Below are 22,261 nucleotides of genomic sequence, written 5' to 3'. Positions count from 1 at the left end.
GATTAAGTGAACGCAATCGGGGCCGGGAGTCTCGGTTTTGCGGGCTTCGCCGCAAAAGGTGATTAACGAAACGTTATCACCGGGGTGCTATCGAAAAACCAGATTTACCAGGCGGCTGGACACGGATGATCCCATTGCCATCGGACGGTTCGGTATCGATCGCGGGACGGTCTCCGGGGCTCGCCGCCGAGACCGTCGAAGCGGTCGTCACGCTGCCAACCTTCAAACGGCCCGAACAGGTGCTGGCGACACTGGCATCGCTCAAGGCGCAGCAGACCACCAGGCGATTCGCCGTCATCGTCATGGAGAACGAGGCCGAGGCGCGCGACGGTGCCAAGGCGGCGCTGCCGCTGTTCGAGCGCGGCGATATTGCGGGCATGGTGATCGTCGCGCATGAGCGCGGCAATTGCAGCGCCTACAATGCCGGCTGGCAGAGCGCGATCGTGCATTTCCCCGACTTCAGGCACCTGCTAATCATCGACGACGACGAGATCGCCGACCCGCATTGGCTGGAGCGCATGTGCAGTGCGGCCGAGACGCTCGGCGCCGACATTGTCGGCGGCCCGCAAGTGCCCGTGTTTGCCGAACCGGCGCATGCGCGATGGGCGGAACACCCGGTCTTCGCGCCACCCTACCGGGAGACCGGACGTGTTGCGGCGCTCTATTCCTCCGGCAACCTGCTGGTCGGACGCAACGTGCTGACCGCCATGGGGCCGCCCTTCCTCGACCTCAGATTCAATTTCATGGGCGGCGGCGATTCCGATTTCCTCAGCCGGGCAGCGCAGAGAGGCTTCGTTCTTGGCTGGTGCGCCGAGGCCAAGGTACACGAAACCGTGCCGGCACGGCGTGTCGAGGCCGACTGGATCCGCGCCCGCAGCCTGCGCAACGGCGTGATCTCGACCCTGGTCGAAAAGAAGAAACGCGCCGGCACGCCGCTTGCCGGCATGAAGGTGTTTGCGAAGAGCCTGGCACTGCTTGCCGCCTCGCCGCTGCGCGGCGCGGTCCGGCTGGCGCGAACCGGATCGCCGGCGACGGCGCTCTATCCCATCCATGTCGCGCTCGGCCGCGTGCTTGCGGAATTCGGATATGCCAATGAGCAATACCGGCAGCCTGAGAAGAACTGAGCGCGCGCCGCTCAGTGCGGCGTTCACGCGCGAGGGCGTGGCGACGGCGATCGCGGCGCTGCTGTTCACCATGATCCTGGTGTCCTTCCGGCCCTTCCAGCCGGCCGGCGCCGAGCTCACCGGCGAAGGTGGCGACATCGTCAACCAGCTCGGCTTCTCGTCGCTCGGCGCGATTTCGATCTTCTCGCTGATGGCCTTCGCCGACCCGCGCGTGGTGCGCTCGCTGCTCAGCCCGTCCTGGATGCTGATGCTGGGCTGCTTCATGCTGTCGGTCATACTGGCGACCGATCCGCCGTCGGCGATGCGCGCGGCGTCCTTTACGTTGATCGGCATCCTGACGATGGCGACGATCCTGGTGCTGCCGCGCGACGGCGAGGCTTTCTCGAAAGTCATCATCTTCACCGCCATCGTCGTCATGGGCCTCTCCTACCTTGGCCTCATCGTCTTTCCGCACGAGGCCATGCACACGGCCGACTCGCAGGAGCCGGAGCATGCCGGCCTGTGGCGCGGTGTCTTCACCCACAAGAACATCGCCGGGCCGATCATGGCCTGCTTCAGCTTTGCCGGCCTCTATCTCTACCGGCGCGGGCAACGCTGGTGGGGCGCGACAATCTTCTGCGCGGCGATGATCTTCATGCTGCATACCGGCTCCAAGACGACGGCAGGCCTGGTGCCGTTCTCGATCCTGATCGTGGTGCTGCCGAGCCTGATCGGCATGCGGCTCGGCACGCCGATCCTGTTTGCGGCAGCAATCATCGCCACGGCGGTCGGCACGCTGGGCATCGTCTTCCTGCCGCCGGTGAAGCATCTGGCGGCGATCTATTTTCCCGACCTGACCTATACCGGGCGCGCCACACTGTGGGAGTTCGCCGGCGACATGCTGGCGAAGAAGCCTTGGACCGGCTACGGCTACGAGAGCTTCTGGGGCACGCCGCTGCTGCTCAATCAGGACCAGCCCTTCGACCGGCCCTGGGACATCCGCACCATCGTGCACGGCCATGACGGCTATCTCGACATTGCCGTGCTGATGGGCATCCCGGCGCTCTGCGTTGCGGTCTACACCTTCCTTATTGCGCCGCTGCGCGACTACATGCGCATCCCGCTGCGCAAGGAGAACATCTACCTCGGCGACTTCTTCATGATGGTGGTGCTGTTCGCGGCGCTGAACGCCTTCCTGGAAAGTTTTTTCTTCCATCGCGGTGACCCGGTCTGGCTGTTCTTCGTGCTCGGCGTGCTTGGCCTGCGGCAAGTGTCGCTGCGGCCGATCGCGGTTCGGCGTCCCTCCTGATCGCTTCGTCGGCAAGGGCTTTCCCACCTCGCCGCGAGCGTCTATTGAGAGCCATCTTCGCGGAGGTCCTTCAATGACGATCAGGCTCGTTCTCGCCGGCTGCGGCAATATGGGCTACGCCATGCTTTCGGGCTGGCTGAAATCCGGCAAGCTTCCTCCGGAGGCGGTCTTCGTGGTCGAGCCCAACGCCGACCTGCGCAAGCGTGCCGAAGCACTGGGCTGCGGTGCTGCGGCCGATGCCGCGGCCATTCCGGCGGATGCGGTGCCAGCGCTTGTCGTCATCGCCGTCAAGCCGCAGGTGATCCGTGACGTGACCGCCGCCTACAAGCGCTTTGGCGACGGCCGCACCACCTTCGTCAGCATCGCCGCCGGCACACCAGTCGCCACCTTCGAGGCAATCCTGGGCCATCGCGCGCCGATCGTGCGCTGCATGCCGAACACGCCGGCGGCCATCGGCAAGGGCATGATGGTGGTGTTCTCCAACCCGCTGGTTTCCGACGACGCCAGGCGTTTCGTCGCCGACCTGCTGTCGGCGAGCGGGGAAGTGGCCACCATCGACGACGAGAGCCTGATGGACGCGGTGACGGCGGTGTCCGGCTCCGGGCCGGCCTATATCTTCCATTTCATCGAAGCGCTGACGGTTGCCGCCGAGAAGGCCGGCCTGCCGGCCAACACCGCCAAGCTGCTGGCCATGCAGACCGTCTATGGCGCGGCGTCGCTGGCCGCCGAAAGCGGCGAGGAGCCAGGCCTGCTGCGCCAGCAAGTCACCAGCCCCAACGGCACCACGGCCGCAGCCCTTGCCGTGCTGATGGGCGAGGAGCGGCTGACCAAACTCCTCACCGAGGCGGTGGACGCGGCGCGGCTGCGGTCGATAGAGCTGGGAAAGTAACCCCTCAATTTGACCCGTACAGCATCTCGTCCTGCAGCCGGCGCAGGGCGAACAGCCTGGTCGTCTGGTCGGGCGCGGCGTTGTCGGCGGTCAGCAATTCGCCCTTCCTGACCTGCTTCAGCACCTTGCCGCCCTCGAGCAGGCCGACGGGCACCGCGCGATGCGCGCGGGCCTCCTGGACGGTCATGGTCCAGGACCGGTAGCAGGTCTCGCCGATCGCATCGAACGTCTCTCCAGCGGCGAGATCGCGCTTGGCGACCGCGCAAACCTCGGCCACCGGCTTCGGCAGCGGCACCATGTCGGGCCGGCCGTAGAGCACGATGCGGGCGGCGGTCAGCGGCACCTCCAGCGAGGTCAGGTGATAGGGCCGGAAGAAGCTGTAATAGGGGCCGTGGCCGACATGGAGATCGTCCATGCGCTCGATGACGCGCGGATGCGTCGCCTCGACAATGACGAAGACCCCGGGCGCGACGCCCTTGCCGACCGTGTAATCGACGACGCCCTTTTTCGACAGGATGCCGCCATCAGCCTTCGGGATCAGCACCTTGGCCAGTTCATCGCGGTCGGCTTTCGGGCCGTGCATGCCTGGAACATCGGGCACCAGCCCGGTGGCGTTGGCGATGGCGCACATCTCGACCATGGTCTTCGAGCCGTCGACGAACTCGACCAGCATGCGCGGGTTCATGTTGCGCCGGACCGCTTCCTCGCGATAGTCGTCCGGCACGGCGTCATGGTTGAGCGGGTTGTTCTTGCCCTTGCCGGCCGAGACGATCGTGTAGCCAAGTGCGGCGGCGAACTCGATCAGTTCCATGCAACTCGACGGCTCGTCACCCGCGCCGACCGAATAGACGACGCCCAGCCGGTCGGCCTGCTGCTTGAGATAGCAGCCGATCGTGACGTCGGCCTCGACATTCATCATCACCAGATGTTTGCCGTGTTCCATCGCCTTCAGATCGAAATCGGCAGCGACGCCGGGCTTGCCGGTGGCATCGATGACGACATCGATCAGCGGATTTGTCACCAGCATCTCGTTCGAGGTGATGGCGATTTTTCCACTCTCGATTGCGGCGGTGACTTTCGAAGCCGTGTCCGCTTCCACCGCCATCGCCTCGTCGCCATAGGCGATGCGGATGGCGTCACGGGCGGTGTGCGGACGCCTGGTCGACACCGCGCAGACCGAAATGCCCGGCATCAGCATGCCCTGCGTCACCAGATCGGTGCCCATCTCGCCGGAGCCGATGACGCCGATGCGTACCGGCTTACCCTCGGTGGCGCGCCTGGCGAGGTCGCGGGCAAGCCCGGTCAGGGCGACATTTGTCATACAAGAACGTCCACGCTTTTGCTTTTGGCCCGCAATACAGGGAACCGCCCTGCTTTGCCAACAAAACCAGCCGCTCGTGGCAATTTCCTGCGCGCGCTTTGCAGAACCCGAACAGATTTGCGCAGCGATTTGCAGGCTTCTGGCTTTCGCAGCGCGACCGGTTAATGTTCGGGAAGGGAGATTTCCATCCAGGGAGGACGAGATGGCAGAGGTCACACCAAAATTCGACCTGGTCGGCAAGGCGGTGCTGGTCACCGGCGCTTCGCGCGGTATCGGGCGCGCCTGCGCGCTGGCCTGCGCCGGCTCCGGCGCCGACATGATCGTCGGCGTGCGCAGCGAGACCGACGGGACCGAACTGACCGCCGAGATCGAGCGCATGGGCCGCCGGGCGCTGGCGGTGCGGATGGATCTCACCGATCTGGCGACGGTGCGAAAAGCTGTCGCCGAGGCACACGCCGCCTTCGGCCGCATCGATGTGCTGGTCAACAATGTCGGGCTCGGGCCGGAAAACCTCGCCGAGAACGTCACCGAGGAAGATTTCGACCTCACCGTCAACGTCAACCTCAAGGGCACGTTCTTCACCACGCAAGCAGTTGCAAAACTGATGATCGCGCAGAAATCCGGGCGCATCATCAACATCAGCTCGCAGGCCGGCACGGTGACGCTGAAGGGCGAAGCGATCTATTGCATGAGCAAGGCGGCGATCAACCATCTGACGCGCTGCCTGGCCGCCGAATGGGCACAGCACCGGATCAACGTCAACAGCATCGCGCCAACCTTCATCTGGACGGACGGAACACGGCCATCGCTCGCAGAGCCCGACTTTCACGCGCATGTGCTGGGGCACATTCCGCTTGGCCGCATTGGCGATCCGATCGATGTCGCGGGAACCGTGGTGTTCCTGGCCTCGCCAGCCGCGTCGATGATCACCGGCGCCAACATACTGGTCGATGGCGGCTGGTCGGTGGCTTGAACAAACAGGCTCGCAGGCCAATCGTTTCAAAGGACTGAGCTGACGTTGAGAGAAAGCATTGCACTCCCGACTTCTTTACCAACGGGGTGCATTACTGCCGAATGCTGCAGCGTGGCCAGTAACGGCGACCGGGCGGGTTCGCGGGTGTGCGCCTGCAGTTTTCCCAAGAGACTCGTGCTTCTGGCCCGGTTCGCGCTGAATGGCAGTGCGGCGACGCACGGCTTATGTGCCATTTTTGCTACATCCACCGGGACTAATGGCGAGAACTCCGGGTTTTAGAGGCGTCTAGATCATTAAGTGCTCACATCTTTCAAAAATCTGATAGATACTCGCCGCAAGCTCTGGTGGCAGGCTTGGGCAATAAGCGCTGTAAAAAAATATAGAGGCGCGGGGAAAGTCACGGGGTAGACATGAACAGGACGGGTAAAGTGACCGTCGGCTGGCGCTTTGCGCTTGCCGTGACGGTGTCAATGCTGGCTTGCGGAAGCGCTGGCGCACTCACGCTCAAAGAAGCAATGGCAGTCGCCGTCGAATCCAATCCGGAGATCGGCCAGGCGATTGAAAACCGCGAAGCAATCGAATTCGAGCTGCGCCAGGCGAAAGGTCTTTACCTTCCCAGCGTCGATCTGGAAGCGTCGGCAGGCGCCCGGCGCCTCGACAATCCATCCCGGCGCGCGCTTTCCATCGAGGACGACGCGCTCTATCCGGTTGAAACCGATCTTACGATTTCGCAGACGCTCTATGACAGCGGCGCAAGGCGAGCCGAACTGACCCGTCAGGCGTCGCGCGTCGACGGCGCGTCGTTCCGGGTTCTGGAACGGTCCGAATTCATCGGGCTTTCCGTTGTCCAGGACTATTTGGAATATATGCTGCAGGCTTCGATCGTTGTCGAGGCCAAGAAAAACCTCGGCTTCCACCAGGCTATACTCGGCGATATCCGGCAGGGCATCGAAGGCGGGGCGCTGAACGACGCCGACCGGCAACAGGCCGAGGAGCGGTTGTTCGCCGCCAAGGCGCGCATGCAGGAAGCCACCGAGGAACTGGAAGCGGCCAAGATACGCTTCTTCAAGACCGTCGGAAAGCCGCTGACCAACTCTTCAAGGCCGGGCGATGTCTCCGCAGCACTGCCGAGGTCGCTCGATGAAGCAATCGGGCTGGCGCGGGAAAGCAATCCGCGCGTGCACATGGCCAACAGCGACATCGACGCGGCGGCCTCCCTTGTGGATGCAGCACGGGCGAAATTCGGACCCTCGATCATCGCCGAAGGTCTCGCCCGGGCCGGAACCGACATCGATGGCGACGATGGCGACACCAACGACCTGCAAGCGCGGCTGGTGCTGCGCTGGAACCTTTACCGCGGCGGCATCGACAAGGCCAACGAACAGGAACAGATCCGCCGCTCCAGCGAACAACGACTAGCGCTGCATCAGGTCCTGCGCGAGATCGAGGAAGCAGTGCGGATCTCATGGGAACGCCGCTTCCGGCAAGCCGACCTGGCCAAGACGCTGCGGCAACAGGCTGCCGCCAGCGAAAGCCTGGTCGCGTCCTATCGCGAACAGTTCAAGGTTGGCCAGCGATCGCTGCTCGACGTGCTCGACGCGCAGAACACGCTGTTCAACACGGCGACGCTGGCGGATACCGCATCCTACGCCTCGCTTTTCGCCCAGTATCGGCTGCTGGCGGCAACGGGACAGTTGCTGAAGACGATGAACATCCAGCCGGCCAAACAGGCCGCGGCCTATGCGCGGTCCGAATTCGCCGTGCCGGCAACCGCCGACACCGAAACCTATGCACGGACGCCGTCGGAACAGAAGAACGATCTGCCGTTCGACATCCTCGCCCCTGTCAGGAAAAAGCAGCCGATGTAAGATCGATCGCGGGTCCTTCGGGAGCGGATCGTGAACCAGCAGCCCAATATCCTGTCGCCCAAAGAGGCCTTCAAAGCCTGCTTTTCGGCGATTGCCGCCTATCTCGGCAGGCCGAGCGCGGAGACAGTGCTGTTCGCCGGTGTCCCGATCGCGGAGACGCGCATCGAGGCCGGCGACATCAGGCATCTGGCCGAGCGCATCGGCCTGGAGGTCGCGGAATTCAACCACCGCGATTTCGTGCGCGGTCGCTTCGACCTTCCGGCCATCGTCTTTCGCGCCAGCCAGTTGCCAGTCGCCCTGCTCGCGGAGATCGAAGGCGGCGACTATCTGACCGCTCCGCAGGAAAACGGCCGCACCACAATCGGTAAATCCGAGCTGATCGAAAGCTACATCAGCGGCGGCGCCTCTTTCTCGATCACCTATGCCAACACCACCGAGGCAATGAAGGTCGGTTCGGCGGCGAAGATAGAAAGGCGGCACTGGCTGACTGGAACCATGGGCGCGTTCTGGCGCACCTATTCGAAGGTTGTGTTGTCAGCGGTCTTCATCAACCTGCTCGCCATTGCCTCGCCGATCTTCACCATGAACGTCTATGACCGGATCCTGCCGAACAAGGCGGTCGCGACGCTCTGGGTCCTGGCGCTCGGGATCGGCGCCGTCATCGTGTTCGACCTGCTCTTGAAGACGGCCCGCGCCTCGCTCATCGACTATGCCGGGCGCAAGGCGGATCTGCGGATTTCGTATCTGCTGTTCGAGAAAGTGCTCAATTCGTCACTGTCGGCGCGGCCCAGTTCGACGGGTGAGTACGCAAACCGGGTGACCCAGTACGAGTTCGTGCGGGAGTTCTTCACCTCCAACACCATCAGCGTCTTCATCGACACGATCTTCGTCTTCATCTTCCTGCTGGTCATCTACGCGATAGGCGGCTGGCTGGTGATCATACCGACTCTGGCCTTTGTGATTTCCGTCATCGTCGGCCTGATCACGCAGCGCCGCATCGGCAAGCGTGTCGCCGCCTCGATGAACGAGGCCGCGCAGCGCCAGGCCCTGCTGGTCGAATCCATTTCGACGCTCGAGACGATCAAGTCGCTGCGCGCCGAGGCCTATCTGCTGCGCAAATGGGGCGAGCACTCCAAGAATGCTGCCAACACGTCGGAAAAGATCAAGCAGCTTTCGGCCGCCGCCGGCAACATCACCGGATCCATCCAGCAGCTGGTGACCGTCGCGCTGGTCGTGGCCGGCGCCTACGCCTTTTCCGCGGGCTATGTGTCGACGGGCGCGATCATAGGCACTGTCATGCTGGCCAGCCGGGCGGTGGCGCCGCTTGGCCAGATCGCCATCACGCTGTCCAGGTTCCGCCAGGCCATGCTGTCGTTGCGAATAGTCAACGCGATCATGTCTCAACCGGAGGACCGGCCGGATACGGTCGGCTTCGTCAACCGCCCGATCCGCAACGGCGCGATGGTCTTCAAGAATGTCGGCTTTGTCTATCCGGGTTCGGAGAACGAGGTTCTGAGCGGGCTGAACATCTCGGTCAAACCGGGCGAGCGGGTCGGCATCATCGGCCGCATCGGATCGGGCAAGACGACGATGGGGCGGCTGATCGGCAGGCTTTTCCTGCCGACCTCGGGAGAACTGCTGCTCGACGGCATCGACATTCGCCAATACCACCCTTCGGAGGTTCGCGCCGCGGTCGGGATCGTCGCCCAGGCCGGCGACCTGTTTTCAGGAACCATCAAGGAAAACCTCCTGATGGCGGCCCCGGAAGCGACGGACGATGAGATCATCGAAGCCGCGAAGGCTGCCGGTGTCGACGAATTCGTCTCCCGTCATCCGCGTGGCTACGACATGAATGTCGGCGAGCGCGGCACCAATCTCTCGGGCGGCCAGAGACAGGCGGTGGCGATCGCGCGCCTGCTTTTGACCAAGCCGAAGATCGTTTTTCTGGACGAGCCGTCGGGGTCGATGGACCTTGCCTCGGAACGGCAGCTGATCAGGCAGCTCAAAGTGGCTTTCGAGCGGAACACGACGCTGATCGTGTCGACCCATCGCTTCAGCATGCTCGAACTCGCCGATCGCCTCATCGTCATCGATCAAGGCCGGATCGTCGCCGACGGGCCGAAGGAACAAGTCATACAGGCGCTGCAGAAGAACAGCGCCTGACAAACCGGATTATATTGAACCATTTCAATATAATGGGACGTGGGAAATGCTTGCAAGGGAAGACCGCCCACCGCTGTTTGCGTCGGCGTCCATATTCATCATCGGGGCGCTGTTCGTCTCGTTCGTCGGCTGGGCGTCTTTCGCCGAAGTCGATGAGATCGCGCGCGGCGACGGCAAGGTCATACCCGCATCCAAGACCCAGATCATCCAGGCCAGCGAGGCCGGCGTGGTTCAGGAAATCGCGGTGAAGATCGGCCAGATCGTCAAGAAGAACGACCTCATCATCCGGCTCGACAACACGGTCAACACCTCCAGCCTCGGCGAGCAGCAGGCCAAGGCGCGCGCGCTACAGGTGCGCATCGCGAGGCTCAAATTCGAGCAGGCCGGCACCCTTTCCGGCCCCTTTCCGTGTCCGGCTGAGATCCAGTCGGTCGCCCCGGAAATCTGCGACAACGAGCAGAAACTGCTCATCGCCCGGCGCGGGAATTTCGACAACAAGCTGTCGGTGCTCAAATCGCGCCTCGACCAGCGCGAGAAGGAGCTGAACGAAGCAACCGCCAACGCCGACCGCCTGTCAAAGAACCTTGCCATCAGCGACCAGGAGGCAAAACTGGTCGAAGCGATGGTCAAAAAAGGCCTGATGGCCAGGACCGAGCAGATCCGTGTCGACCGGGAGCAGGCTGAACTCAACGGCCAGCTGAACCTCGCCGGCGAGACCATAAAGAAGGCCAAGGCGGCAATCACCGAAGCGCAGCTGCAGGTCGACGAACTCGGTCTCCAGCTGCAGCAGGAAGCGCTGGACGACCTGACCCAGGCATTGGCCGAGCTTTCGGTGGTGGACGAAACCATTCGCGGTGCCACCGACAAGGTGGCGCGCACAGACATCCGCTCGCCGGTGGACGGCATCGTCAACACGATGGAGCTGAACACGGTCGGGGCCTTCGTGCAGCCCGGCGCGGTGGTCGCCGGCATCGTGCCCACTTCCGAGACCCTTTTGGTCGAAGCGCGGGTTTCGCCACGCGATGTCGCCTTCATTCGTGAGAACCAGGACGCGCTGATCAAGGTCACCGCCTACGACTTCTCGATCTTCGGCGGCATCGAAGGCAAGGTCTCGAACATCACCGCAGACAGCCTGGTCGACCAGAAGACGGGCGAACCCTACTACCAGGTGCGCGTTGCGACGGACACGTCGACGCTGGAAAGGGACGGCAAGGCCTATTCGATCATTCCGGGCATGATCTGCTCGGTCGACATCAAGACCGGGCGCAAGACAATCCTGAACTACCTGTTGAAGCCGATCAACAAAGCACGCCAGGAGGCCATGAGTGAGCGATAGCGCCGCCCGTCCCGCCATCCAAGGCGAGCGGCCGCTCCTGCCGCTTGCGGCCGATGATTTCGGCCCGGAATTCCGGGTCGTCGCACGCGGCGGCATACGCCGCGGCATTCGCCTGGAACGCGCCTTCTGGGTGTCGCTCAAGCAGATGGCCGAAAGCCGCAAATGCACGATTGGCATGCTGGTCGACGAGATCGCCGAAAGCCATGCCGATCAGGGGAACCTGACGTCGGCGATCCGCGTCGCCTGCATGCGCGGCCTGGCGGAAGAAAACCTGGCGCTGCGAAAGCTCGCTTCGATCCGGACCATCAACGCCATACTGGTCGCCTGTCCGTCGCCGGCCTTCGCGCTGTCGTCGTCGAAGAAGATCCTGAGCTTCAACGCGCCGTTCCAGCAGCTGGTCAAGCGGCAGTTGCCAACAGCACCAAATGACGATGCGCGGCCCGACCTCAAGCTGGCGCTGGACCTCAATGTGGCCGACATATTCGCGCGGCTCGAGACCAACGGCGAAACGCCGGTCGCGACCGGCTTCGTCATCGGCGCCGGCGAGCGCCGCTACCGGGGTCAGCTGAGCGCGGTGCGCGCACCGGTGGCCGAACCGGAATTGCTGATGGCGTTCGTCTTCAACGGCTAGGCAATTCCAGGAAAAGTGCGCCGCTCACTGCGGGCCGAGGCGGGCCGAAAACGTGTCCGCAAAAGCCATATCCGGCTGCAAGCCTTCGCCGGGAGCGACCGTCGTGAAACCACCCGTGATGTCGGCCATCTCGGCGCCACCAGTTCTGGAACCATGGATCCAGGACCGATCCATGCTGAAGGAGTAGAGCGGCACATAGTCGGGGAGATCGCTGTCGCGCCTGACGGCGTTGCCAAGACTGTCGAGGATGAAGGCGCCGCTGGCCGTGCTCACCGACAGCACGGCGTGAAAGAACTTCCTTTTGCGGTCCTGAAGGACAACGAGCGACATGCTCTGCGCCGGAATGCCGGCCTGTAGCAGCGCCGTCATCTTGAGGATGGCGAAATCCTCGCAGTCGCCGGCGCGCCGCTCGAGGATTTCCGAAGGTTTTGCCCAATAATCGAGCTTGCCGTAGACGGCGCTGTCTTTCCGGTAAGCGATCAGGCGGTTGATGCTGGTGTTGACGAAGGCCAGCTTGTCGCTGAACCCCTTGTCCTTGGCCGCGTCGACCGTCGCGACGAACGCCGTGCTCTTGCGCTCGCATGCACTGCCCGCCGAACAGCCGACGATCGCCTTGTAGACAGGCGCCCAGCGGGCCGCGACCGGGAAGTTGCGCATCGAAAGGGCAACCGACCCGAACACGCCTGGAATGATCGCCGCGGTCTGCATCGGGTCGATGCCGGCATTGGCTTCTGCCATCGAAGAGGTGTTTGCGCCATCCGCCCCGGCAGGAGCATAGCTGCCGGAGACGGAGCCGACACGGTAGGGCGCGGCAGGCCGCCAAGGCTGAGGCCGCGCCAGCGATACGCCGCCAAGGCTGAACGGCGCCTGGAGCCTTTCGAGCGGCACGCCAGCAGGCGCCGAATCACCCGACATAGGGCTCGCGAAAGATGAACACGGCACGCCCGCAAGGCCGATTGCCAGCAGGAGAATCTTGAACGGGGCTGATGCCGGAGAAGCCTTTTTTATTGTCATAACGCCCACCTTTGACTGTGGACGCTACCAGTCTCGTCTCAAATTATTGGAAAGGAAGGTAGATAAGTTTCCAGAAATTGGTTTTGTCTAATTTATTTAAAATTCTAATTTAATTTATACTTATATTTACTGAGAGATCGCGGCCCGACCACCGTCAAAAAGGATCCGCGAGGGGCAAGATATAGGTGGCTATATGGCAGCAGTTTACCATGCGCAAAAAATGCGCACGCCTGTATATTCCAATATATTAAATAGATTGAGAGACTGTTGCAAAGCAGAGGCCGCCCCTGTCTCTTTCCGGGAAATACCGGAGGGGTTTCAGAGATGACCACCAATATCGAGTCGCACAACGTTTCGGGTTCTTGGAACGAGCATTCGGCTTCCAGCGACCACACCGCCACGACGGCATCGGCAGAGATGCAGGTTGCCCAGGCAGCAACCGGGCAGCCAGCCCCGGCAGTCGCCGATCCGGTTCCGGTCGATGTCGGCAGCGGGGCACCCGTGCAGCCGCAAGTGCCCGCGGCAGCGGCGGCAAATCCACCAGCGGAAGGCGCACCTGCTGCGGCAAACGCGGCGGCGGCTCAGCCGCATGACTATGTGGCCGACGCCAGCAACGTCGTGAAGCTTCCGGCTAATGTCTCGATCGACAACATCCGTGTCGACGGCCACAATCTGGTGCTTGAACAGCCCGACGGTTCGGTGATCGTCATCAAGGACGGCGCCCTGAACGTGCCAACCTTCATCCTCGGCGATGTCGAGGTGCCGCGCGTTGCCTTGATCGCGGCGCTGGAAGCAAGCCATGTCGACGTCGCCTTCGGTGCCGACGGTTCGATCTCGGCCGGACCTGGCAACGGCCCGAACAGCGCCGGCGGCAACTTCTCAGTTCCCCCCGGCGGCATCGGCGACGGGTTCGACCTTTCGGCCTTGCTGCCCCCGACTGCCTTGCAGTTTGGGCAATTGGACCGGCGCGAGCTGTTTCCCTCGATTGCCGACAGGCAAGTCTCGGTGGTGGCCACGTCGTTGCTCGCCCCGGACGAGGCGGCCAGCGAAACCGGCCTGGACGGGGGTCCGGCCCAATCGCCAGGTAGCGACGCGCCGAGCGACGCGGAAACGTCCAGCATCGGAACGATCAACATCACTGCGCCGGACGGTATCGGCTCGATCGTCATCAACGGCGACACCGTGACCGGCGTCGGCCAGCAGATCCAGGGCCAGTTCGGCTACATCACGATCGTGTCCTTCGATCCGATCACCGGTGCTATCGAATACAATTACACGGTGACCGAGTCGGTTACCCATCCCGTGCAAACAAACGGGTTCGACCCCAACGACACGGTTCCGGACAATTTCAGCATCACGGTTACGGATGTCGATGGCGATTCGGCCAGCACCACTTTCGCCGTCGCCATCACCGACGACGTGCCGACGGCGGTCGCCGACATCGACAGCATCGCGGCCGGCCAGTTCGGCCCGGCGATCGGCAATGTGATCAGCGATGCCGAGGGCGATGGCGGCGCAGATACCAAGGGCGCGGATGGCGCGGCGGTGGTTGGCGTCCAGGCCGGCGACACGAACGCCGATGTCGACAACGCCGCCACGCTCGGCGTGCAGATCCAGGGCACCTACGGGAAGCTGACGCTCGCCGCCGACGGATCCTACTCCTATGTGCGCGATGCCGGCACCGCCGGCGGCGTCAATGACGTCTTCACGTATACGATCAAGGACGGCGACGGCGACACTTCGCACACCACGCTGACCATCTCGATCGGCAACACGCCGCCCGTCATCACCGACCTGACGCCGGAAGCCGGTGGCGGCGACGTCACCGTCAACGAGGACGACCTGCTGGCCATCCGTGCGCCTGGTGAATCCGCAGGCTCCGACAGCTCGAAGGAAAGCACCACCCAAGTCGGCACCTTCACCATCTCCTCGCCCGACGGCATCGCTTCGTTGACCATCGAAGGCCACAGCTTCATCACCAATGGCGTGTTCACCCCCGGCTCCTTCAACACCGCGCTCGGCAACACGCTGTCGGTGACGGCCTACAATCCAGCTACAGGCGAGGTGAGCTACACCTACACGCTCAACGACAACGAGGCGCATGCCAATGCCCTCGGCCAGAACAGCCTGTTCGAAAGCTTCACCGTTACGCTGACAGACCAGGACGCGCAGAGCGTCAACGGCACGCTGTCGGTCAACATCGTCGATGATGTGCCGACGGCGGTCGCCGATATCGACAGCATCGCGGCCGGCCAGTTCGGCCCGGCCACCGGCAATGTGATCAGCGATGCCGAGGGCGATGGCGGCGCCGACACCAAGGGTGCCGATGGCGCGGCCGTGGTTGGCGTCGAGGCCGGCAACACCAATGCCGATGTCGACAACGCCGCCACGCTCGGCGTGCAGGTCCAGGGCACCTACGGCAAGCTGACGCTCGCCGCCGACGGCACCTACTCCTATGTCCGCGACGCCGGCACGCCCGGCGGCGTCAACGACGTCTTCACCTACACCATCAAGGACGGCGACGGCGACACTTCGCACACCACGCTGACCATCTCGATCGGCAACACGCCGCCCGTCATCACCGACCTGACGCCGGAAGCCGGTGGCGGCGACGCGACGGTGGATGAAGAGGCATTGAATGTCGGCACGCCGGGCGGACCCGGCTCCAATCCGGCAAGCACGGCCGAGACCGGTGCGGGCACCTTCACTATTTCCTCGCCCGACGGCATCGCCGCGCTGACCATCGACGGCCACACCTTCATCACCAACGGCGTGTTCACCGCCGGCTCCTTTAGCACGGCGCTCGGCAACACGCTGTCGGTGACGGCCTACAATCCTGCTACAGGCGAGGTGAGCTATACCTACACGCTGGTCGACAACGAGGCGCATGCCAATGCCCTCGGTCAGAACAGCCTGTTCGAAAGCTTCACCGTTACGCTCACAGACCAGGACGCGCAGAGCGTCAACGGCACGCTGTCGGTCAACATCGTCGATGATGTGCCGACGGCGGTCGCCGACATCGACAGCATCGCGGCCGGCCAGTTCGGCCCGGCGACAGGCAATGTGCTTGCCGGCGGAACCGATGGCGCGGACGCCAACGCAACGGACGGCAATGCCGATACCAAGGGCGCCGATGGCGCGGCGGTGGTTGGCGTCGCGGCCGGCAACACCAATGCCGATGTCGACAATGCCGCCACGCTCGGCGTGCAGGTCCAGGGCACCTACGGCAAGCTGACGCTCGCCGCGGACGGTACCTACTCCTATGTGCGCGATGCCGGCACGCCCGGCGGCGTCAACGACGTCTTCACCTACACCATCAAGGACGGCGACGGCGACACCTCGCACACCACGCTGACCATCTCGATCGGCAACACGCCGCCCGTCATCACCGACCTGACGCCGGAAGCCAATGGCGGCGACGTAACGGTGGATGAAGAGGCATTGAATGTCGGCACGCCGGGCGGACCCGGCTCCAATCCGGCAAGCACGGCCGAAACCGGTGCGGGCACCTTCACTATTTCCTCGCCCGACGGCATCGCCGCGCTGACCATCGACGGCCACACCTTCATCACCAACGGCGTGTTCACCGCCGGCTCCTTTAGCACGGCGCTCGGCAACACGCTGTCGGTGACGGCCTACAATCCTGCTACAGGCGAGGTGAGCTATACCTACACGCTGGTCGACAACGAGGCGCATGCCAATGCCCTCGGTCAGAACAGCCTGTTCGAAAGCTTCACCGTTACGCTCACAGACCAGGACGCGCAGAGCGTCAACGGCACGCTGTCGGTCAACATCGTCGATGATGTGCCGACGGCGAGCGTGGAGGCTTCGCAGAACGTCGCCGAAGGCGCGACGCTGACCGGCACACTGGACTTCGTGGCCGGCGCCGACGGCGCCACGGTGACGCATATCGACGGCACGCCGCTGGTGTTCAATCCGGCTGACAGCAACTACTCGCAGCCGATCGACATCGGCGACGGCTTCATCAAGGTCAAGGCCGACGGCAGCTACTCGTTCACGGCCGACAGTCCGGTTGCCGGCACGGGTGCGGCATCGGCGACCTACACGGTGACGGACAGCGACGGCGATACCGCGACCGCTGGCATCAGCTTTGTGGTGACCGACGCCAATACGCCGACGAGCGGCACCGCGGCGGCCTCTGTCGACGATGACGCGCTTGCCGGCGGCAATCCGGCGAGCACGACGGGCGATATAAATGCCAATATCGGCGATGCCGACGGCCCCGCCAGCAGCGAAGCAAGCTTCTCGGGCACGCTGGGCGGCAGTGTCGGCGGCGACGGTGCCGGCGCCAATGGTTTCTCCTTCGCGACGCTGAACGGCGCCGGCGGCACGATCGGCCAGGAGAACGTCACCTATAGCTGGAACTCCCTCAACAACACGCTGACGGCGACGACCACCAGCGGCGATCGCATCGGCACCCCGCTGTTCCAGGTCCAGATCACTGACCCGGCGACCGGCACCTATCATGTGACGCTGCTCAACAACGTGCTTCAGGCCCAGGGTCCCAATGACGAGAACAACGCAACAGTCGATCTGGGCTACGTCATCACCGATGCCGACGGCTCGACGGCACCGGGCACGCTGACCATCACCTTCAATGACGATGCCCCGACGGCGGCGCCCTCGGCAGCGGCACAGCCGGTGCTGACGGTCGACGAGACGGTGCTTGCGACGAATGCGACGGCGAACTTCGCTTCCAACTTCACCTCGGCCTTCGGCGCCGATGGCGCTGGCACGCTGGTCTACGGGCTGAACGTGACGGCAGGGCCTTCGGGCCTGATCGACACGGCAACCGGCCAGGCGGTCAACATCGCCCTCGTCGGCAATGTCGTCGAAGGCCGCACGGCGGGCAGCAATGAGCTGGTGTTCACGCTGACCGTCAACACCGCCAATGGCGATGTGACGCTCGATCAACTCCGTGCCGTGGTCCATCCCAACACCGCCAATCCCGATGACAGTGTCAGCCTCGGCGCCGACAGCCTGATCAAGGTGACGGCAACGATCACCGACAAGGACGGCGACAGCCAGTCGGCCTCGGTCGACATCGGCCGGAACCTGGTGTTCAAGGACGATGGTCCCTCGATGGCGCCCTCGGCAGCGGCACAGCCGGTGCTGACGGTCGACGAGACGGTGCTTGCGACGAATGCGACGGCGAACTTCGCTTCCAACTTCACCTCGGCCTTCGGCGCCGATGGCGCTGGCACGCTGGTCTACGGGCTGAACGTGACGGCAGGGCCTTCGGGCCTGATCGACACGGCAACCGGCCAGGCGGTCAACATCGCCCTCGTCGGCAATGTCGTCGAAGGCCGCACGGCGGGCAGCAATGAGCTGGTGTTCACGCTGACCGTCAACACCGCCAATGGCGATGTGACGCTCGATCAACTCCGTGCCGTGGTCCATCCCAACACCGCCAATCCCGATGACAGTGTCAGCCTCGGCGCCGACAGCCTGATCAAGGTGACGGCAACGATCACCGACAAGGACGGCGACAGCCAGTCGGCCTCGATCGACATCGGCCGGAACCTGGTGTTCAAGGACGATGGTCCCTCGATGGCGCCCTCGGCAGCGGCACAGCCGGTGCTGACGGTCGACGAGACGGTGCTTGCGACGAATGCGACGGCGAACTTCGCTTCCAACTTCACCTCGGCCTTCGGCGCCGATGGCGCTGGCACGCTGGTCTACGGGCTGAACGTGACGGCAGGGCCTTCGGGCCTGATCGACACGGCAACCGGCCAGGCGGTCAACATCGCCCTCGTCGGCAATGTCGTCGAAGGCCGCACGGCGGGCAGCAATGAGCTGGTGTTCACGCTGACCGTCAACACCGCCAATGGCGATGTGACGCTCGATCAACTCCGTGCCGTGGTCCATCCCAACACCGCCAATCCTGATGACAGTGTCAGCCTCGGCGCCGACAGCCTGATCAAGGTGACGGCAACGATCACCGACAAGGACGGCGACAGCCAGTCGGCCTCGATCGACATCGGCCAGAACCTGGTGTTCAAGGACGATGGTCCCTCGATGGCGCCCTCGGCAGCGGCACAGCCGGTGCTGACGGTCGACGAGACGGTGCTTGCGACGAATGCGACGGCGAACTTCGCTTCCAACTTCACCTCGGCCTTCGGCGCCGATGGCGCTGGCACGCTGGTCTACGGGCTGAACGTGACGGCAGGGCCTTCGGGCCTGATCGACACGGCAACCGGCCAGGCGGTCAACATCGCCCTCGTCGGCAATGTCGTCGAAGGCCGCACGGCGGGCAGCAATGAGCTGGTGTTCACGCTGACCGTCAACACCGCCAATGGCGATGTGACGCTCGATCAACTCCGTGCCGTGGTCCATCCCAACACCGCCAATCCCGATGACAGTGTCAGCCTCGGCGCCGACAGCCTGATCAAGGTGACGGCAACGATCACCGACAAGGACGGCGACAGCCAGTCGGCCTCGGTCGACATCGGCCGGAACCTGGTGTTCAAGGACGATGGCCCCTCGATGGCGCCCTCGGCAGCGGCACAGCCGGTGCTGACGGTCGACGAGACGGTGCTTGCGACGAATGCGACGGCGAACTTCGCTTCCAACTTCACCTCGGCCTTCGGCGCCGATGGCGCCGGCACGCTGGTCTACGGGCTGAACGTGACGGCAGGGCCTTCGGGCCTGATCGACACGGCAACCGGCCAGGCGGTCAACATCGCCCTCGTCGGCAATGTCGTCGAAGGCCGCACGGCGGGCAGCAATGAGCTGGTGTTCACGCTGACCGTCAACACCGCCAATGGCGATGTGACGCTCGATCAACTCCGTGCCGTGGTCCATCCCAACACCGCCAATCCCGATGACAGTGTCAGCCTCGGCGCCGACAGCCTGATCAAGGTGACGGCAACGATCACCGACAAGGACGGCGACAGCCAGTCGGCCTCGGTCGACATCGGCCGGAACCTGGTGTTCAAGGACGATGGCCCCTCGATGGCGCCCTCGGCAGCGGCACAGCCGGTGCTGACGGTCGACGAGACGGTGCTTGCGACGAATGCGACGGCGAACTTCGCTTCCAACTTCACCTCGGCCTTCGGCGCCGATGGCGCCGGCACGCTGGTCTACGGGCTGAACGTGACGGCAGGGCCTTCGGGCCTGATCGACACGGCAACCGGCCAGGCGGTCAACATCGCCCTCGTCGGCAATGTCGTCGAAGGCCGCACGGCGGGCAGCAATGAGCTGGTGTTCACGCTGACCGTCAACACCGCCAATGGCGATGTGACGCTCGATCAACTCCGTGCCGTGGTCCATCCCAACACCGCCAATCCTGATGACAGTGTCAGCCTCGGCGCCGACAGCCTGATCAAGGTGACGGCAACGATCACCGACAAGGACGGCGACAGCCAGTCGGCCTCGGTCGACATCGGCCGGAACCTGGTGTTCAAGGACGATGGCCCCTCGATGGCGCCCTCGGCAGCGGCACAGCCGGTGCTGACGGTCGACGAGACGGTGCTTGCGACGAATGCGACGGCGAACTTCGCTTCCAACTTCACCTCGGCCTTCGGCGCCGATGGCGCTGGCGCCATCACCTATGCGCTGGGCTTCAATGCCGGGTCGACCGGGCTGGTCGACACGGCGACGAACCAGGCGGTCGCGCTCAGCCTGGAGAGCGGCCAGGTGGTCGGCCGCGCCGGTATCGGTGGCCCGATCGTGTTCACGGTCTCGACCGATGCCTCGGGCAATGTGACGCTCGACCAGCAGCGGGCGGTCGTCCATCCGACGTCGGACCCGAACGAACCGATCAGCCTGAACACCGACAATCTGGTGACGCTGACGGCAACCATCACCGACAAGGACGGCGACAGTTCCGCGGCCACGCTCAACATCGGCCAGAATCTGACCTTCCTCGACGATGGCCCGACGGTTCTCGACAAGACGGATCTCTATTTCGCCAACAGCGGGACCGTCAGCGGAACCGGTGTGTTCGACTACTCCATCGGTGCTGACGGACGTACGACGTACAGCAGCGTCAATTCCGACTTTGCCGCCATCACATTGGCTGGCACTGTGGCCGGGAACGCGATCACGTCGCCGACCGTAACCTGGGCTTCCGAGACGTCAACGGAGGCCGTCTTCAATGTCAGCTTCAGCTATCTCACGGGTGGAGTGTCGACTGCGGAAACGGGCACCATCACTTTCGACAAGGTGGCCGGAACCTACACCGTGGACCTGGCCGACCCGATCTCCGCGGTAACGATCAGCACTGTGAGCAATTCGTCTTCTATCGTCGGCTATGAGCCGGGATCCTCGACGGTTGACAACAGCCAGCCGGATGTGGCGGTGGCCCAGGTCAATACAAACCTGTTCATCCAGTTCACCGGCTATTCGGAACCGGGTGCTGGCACCGGAGCCAACAACCTGCAATCGGGTTCGATTGACGGCAGCACGCTTACTTATGTGAACGGAGAACTGCTCACCCAGAGTTCGGCATTCGTGTCCATCTCCGGAATAGCTAACGGCGTTGCCGGCGATACAATGGGCAAGGGAGAAGTCATTGACATGGACTTCTTCACCACGAACCCGACTGGATTTACGGGCCTGGCACCCGATGCCCAGGTCGGTTCGATGTTCCTGAAGTTCGATGGCATCGGGAACTCCGAAGACTTCATCGTCATCCTGAAACTCTACGACACGGTTGCCGGCACCTATACAACCAAGGCAATGTATGTCGAGAACGGCGACATCTTCAGGGGCGCGGGCCCTGGTCCGGGCATCTACTCCAGCGTAACGCTCGACAACAATGACGGCCTGTTGATCATCGAATCGAATGACTACAACACTGCTGGTCAGCACTACGTGCTGGTGGGCGCCCAAATCACACCGACCGATGAAGGCATCACAGGCACAGCCATCAATCTCAACGGCGCCATCGGTGCCGGCGGGGCGAGCACCACAACCCAAAACCTGAGCTCCGATACCAATGATCTTGGGTTCAAGATCTCCGATATCGGTCTGGTCAGCACCACGACGACGGCCCAGAATGCCGATCTGACCTTCAACGTCACCGTGAAAGACGCGGACGGCGATACGTCACCGGCACAACAACTGGACGTTCACGTGGTCAACGGTGTTACCTATACCGGCACGGCTGATGCCGAGACCATGCAGGGCACGGCCAATGGCGACACGCTGACCGGCAACGGCGGCAACGATATCCTGCAAGGGTTTGCCGGAGTCGATATTCTGAACGGCGGCGACGGCAACGACCTTCTCATCGGAGGTCTCGGCCAGGACACCATGACCGGCGGCACGGGAGCCGACACGTTCAAGCTCGACGGCCTGGACATCAAGGATCTCATTGTCGACTACAGCGGTCTTGGCGGGCACGGCGACAAGATCGACCTGTCGGCCCTGTTCGATACCGCCCCCGGCGGCGCCAATGTCGGCGACTTCGTCAACTACAATGCGGGAACGGGCACGCTCAGCGTCGATGCCGACGGCACGGCCAACGGCGCCAACTTCGTCGACGTTGCGACGCTGCAGAACCTGCCCGCGGCCAATACGATCACGCTGCTTTACGACGACGGAACAACCACGCACACGACCACTGCAAATCTGGTGTAACGGCGTGGCGCTAAACCATTGGACCGTGCTATGCATTAGCACGGTCCA

Annotated in this window: 11 protein-coding genes; 9 read left to right on the top strand and 2 right to left on the bottom strand. The window is 63.5% G+C overall.

Annotated elements, in window-relative coordinates:
- The first annotated feature begins 125 nt into the window (after positions 1-125).
- From ACSQ3Z_RS08495 to proC, 3 genes are all read left to right on the top strand, one after another.
- On the top strand, positions 126-1,124 hold the full coding sequence (locus ACSQ3Z_RS08495) for a glycosyltransferase family 2 protein (RefSeq protein WP_436170850.1): 999 nt from the start codon (positions 126-128) through the stop codon (positions 1,122-1,124).
- The gene (locus tag ACSQ3Z_RS08490) at positions 1,093-2,412 is read left to right on the top strand and encodes an O-antigen ligase family protein (RefSeq protein WP_436170849.1); all 1,320 of its coding nucleotides are present in this window, start codon (positions 1,093-1,095) and stop codon (positions 2,410-2,412) included. Before ACSQ3Z_RS08495 ends, ACSQ3Z_RS08490 begins: the two co-directional genes overlap by 32 nt.
- A 73-nt stretch (positions 2,413-2,485) precedes the next feature.
- Positions 2,486-3,301, top strand: coding sequence for a pyrroline-5-carboxylate reductase (proC, locus tag ACSQ3Z_RS08485; RefSeq protein WP_436170848.1), 816 nt, complete (start codon positions 2,486-2,488; stop codon positions 3,299-3,301).
- Between the two features lie 4 nt (positions 3,302-3,305).
- Here proC and ACSQ3Z_RS08480 read toward each other — a convergent pair whose 3' ends face one another.
- A complete protein-coding gene (locus tag ACSQ3Z_RS08480) occupies positions 3,306-4,622 on the bottom strand; it encodes an NAD(P)H-dependent oxidoreductase (protein WP_436170847.1) in 1,317 nt (438 codons plus the stop codon).
- Positions 4,623-4,824: 202 nt separating this feature from the next.
- On the opposite strand from ACSQ3Z_RS08480, the gene ACSQ3Z_RS08475 reads away from it, so the two are divergent.
- From ACSQ3Z_RS08475 to ACSQ3Z_RS08455, 5 genes are all read left to right on the top strand, one after another.
- The gene (locus ACSQ3Z_RS08475; RefSeq protein ID WP_436170846.1) at positions 4,825-5,595 is read left to right on the top strand and encodes an SDR family NAD(P)-dependent oxidoreductase; all 771 of its coding nucleotides are present in this window, start codon (positions 4,825-4,827) and stop codon (positions 5,593-5,595) included.
- 410 nt (positions 5,596-6,005) lie between these two features.
- Positions 6,006-7,463 carry a TolC family outer membrane protein gene (locus ACSQ3Z_RS08470; protein ID WP_436170845.1) on the top strand — a complete coding sequence of 486 codons (1,458 nt, stop codon included), beginning with the start codon at positions 6,006-6,008 and terminating at the stop codon, positions 7,461-7,463.
- Positions 7,464-7,493: 30 nt separating this feature from the next.
- A complete protein-coding gene (locus tag ACSQ3Z_RS08465; RefSeq protein WP_436170844.1) occupies positions 7,494-9,626 on the top strand; it encodes a type I secretion system permease/ATPase in 2,133 nt (710 codons plus the stop codon).
- Between the two features lie 46 nt (positions 9,627-9,672).
- Positions 9,673-10,962 (top strand): HlyD family type I secretion periplasmic adaptor subunit, encoded by a 1,290-nt coding sequence (locus tag ACSQ3Z_RS08460; protein ID WP_436170843.1) that lies wholly within the window; start codon positions 9,673-9,675, stop codon positions 10,960-10,962.
- Positions 10,952-11,593 carry a ribbon-helix-helix domain-containing protein gene (locus ACSQ3Z_RS08455; RefSeq protein WP_436170842.1) on the top strand — a complete coding sequence of 214 codons (642 nt, stop codon included), beginning with the start codon at positions 10,952-10,954 and terminating at the stop codon, positions 11,591-11,593. Before ACSQ3Z_RS08460 ends, ACSQ3Z_RS08455 begins: the two co-directional genes overlap by 11 nt.
- A 24-nt stretch (positions 11,594-11,617) precedes the next feature.
- Here the strand turns inward: ACSQ3Z_RS08455 and ACSQ3Z_RS08450 are convergent, their stop codons facing one another.
- Positions 11,618-12,508, bottom strand: coding sequence for a transglutaminase-like cysteine peptidase (locus tag ACSQ3Z_RS08450; RefSeq protein WP_436170841.1), 891 nt, complete (start codon positions 12,506-12,508; stop codon positions 11,618-11,620).
- Between the two features lie 423 nt (positions 12,509-12,931).
- Here ACSQ3Z_RS08450 and ACSQ3Z_RS08445 point away from each other — a divergent pair, with 423 nt between their 5' ends.
- Positions 12,932-22,213 (top strand): DUF5801 repeats-in-toxin domain-containing protein, encoded by a 9,282-nt coding sequence (locus tag ACSQ3Z_RS08445; RefSeq protein WP_436170840.1) that lies wholly within the window; start codon positions 12,932-12,934, stop codon positions 22,211-22,213.
- The last annotated feature ends 48 nt before the right edge of the window (positions 22,214-22,261 follow it).

The organism is Mesorhizobium sp. LjNodule214 (genome assembly GCF_964252735.1).
In the GTDB taxonomy this organism is placed as follows: domain Bacteria; phylum Pseudomonadota; class Alphaproteobacteria; order Rhizobiales; family Rhizobiaceae; genus Mesorhizobium.
The sequence above is the reverse complement of the archived record's forward strand: the minus strand, read 5'-3'. Positions and strand labels throughout refer to the sequence as shown.

What these genes read in the sequence shown, in the direction of transcription:
- ACSQ3Z_RS08495 (WP_436170850.1), top strand. Translation starts at nt 126, where the DNA reads ATGATCCCATTGCCATCGGACGGTTCGGTATCGATCGCGGGACGGTCT.
- ACSQ3Z_RS08490 (WP_436170849.1), top strand. Translation starts at nt 1,093, where the DNA reads ATGAGCAATACCGGCAGCCTGAGAAGAACTGAGCGCGCGCCGCTCAGT.
- proC (WP_436170848.1), top strand. Translation starts at nt 2,486, where the DNA reads ATGACGATCAGGCTCGTTCTCGCCGGCTGCGGCAATATGGGCTACGCC.
- ACSQ3Z_RS08480 (WP_436170847.1), bottom strand. Translation starts at nt 4,622, where the DNA reads ATGACAAATGTCGCCCTGACCGGGCTTGCCCGCGACCTCGCCAGGCGC.
- ACSQ3Z_RS08475 (WP_436170846.1), top strand. Translation starts at nt 4,825, where the DNA reads ATGGCAGAGGTCACACCAAAATTCGACCTGGTCGGCAAGGCGGTGCTG.
- ACSQ3Z_RS08470 (WP_436170845.1), top strand. Translation starts at nt 6,006, where the DNA reads ATGAACAGGACGGGTAAAGTGACCGTCGGCTGGCGCTTTGCGCTTGCC.
- ACSQ3Z_RS08460 (WP_436170843.1), top strand. Translation starts at nt 9,673, where the DNA reads ATGCTTGCAAGGGAAGACCGCCCACCGCTGTTTGCGTCGGCGTCCATA.
- ACSQ3Z_RS08450 (WP_436170841.1), bottom strand. Translation starts at nt 12,508, where the DNA reads ATGTCGGGTGATTCGGCGCCTGCTGGCGTGCCGCTCGAAAGGCTCCAG.
- ACSQ3Z_RS08445 (WP_436170840.1), top strand. Translation starts at nt 12,932, where the DNA reads ATGACCACCAATATCGAGTCGCACAACGTTTCGGGTTCTTGGAACGAG.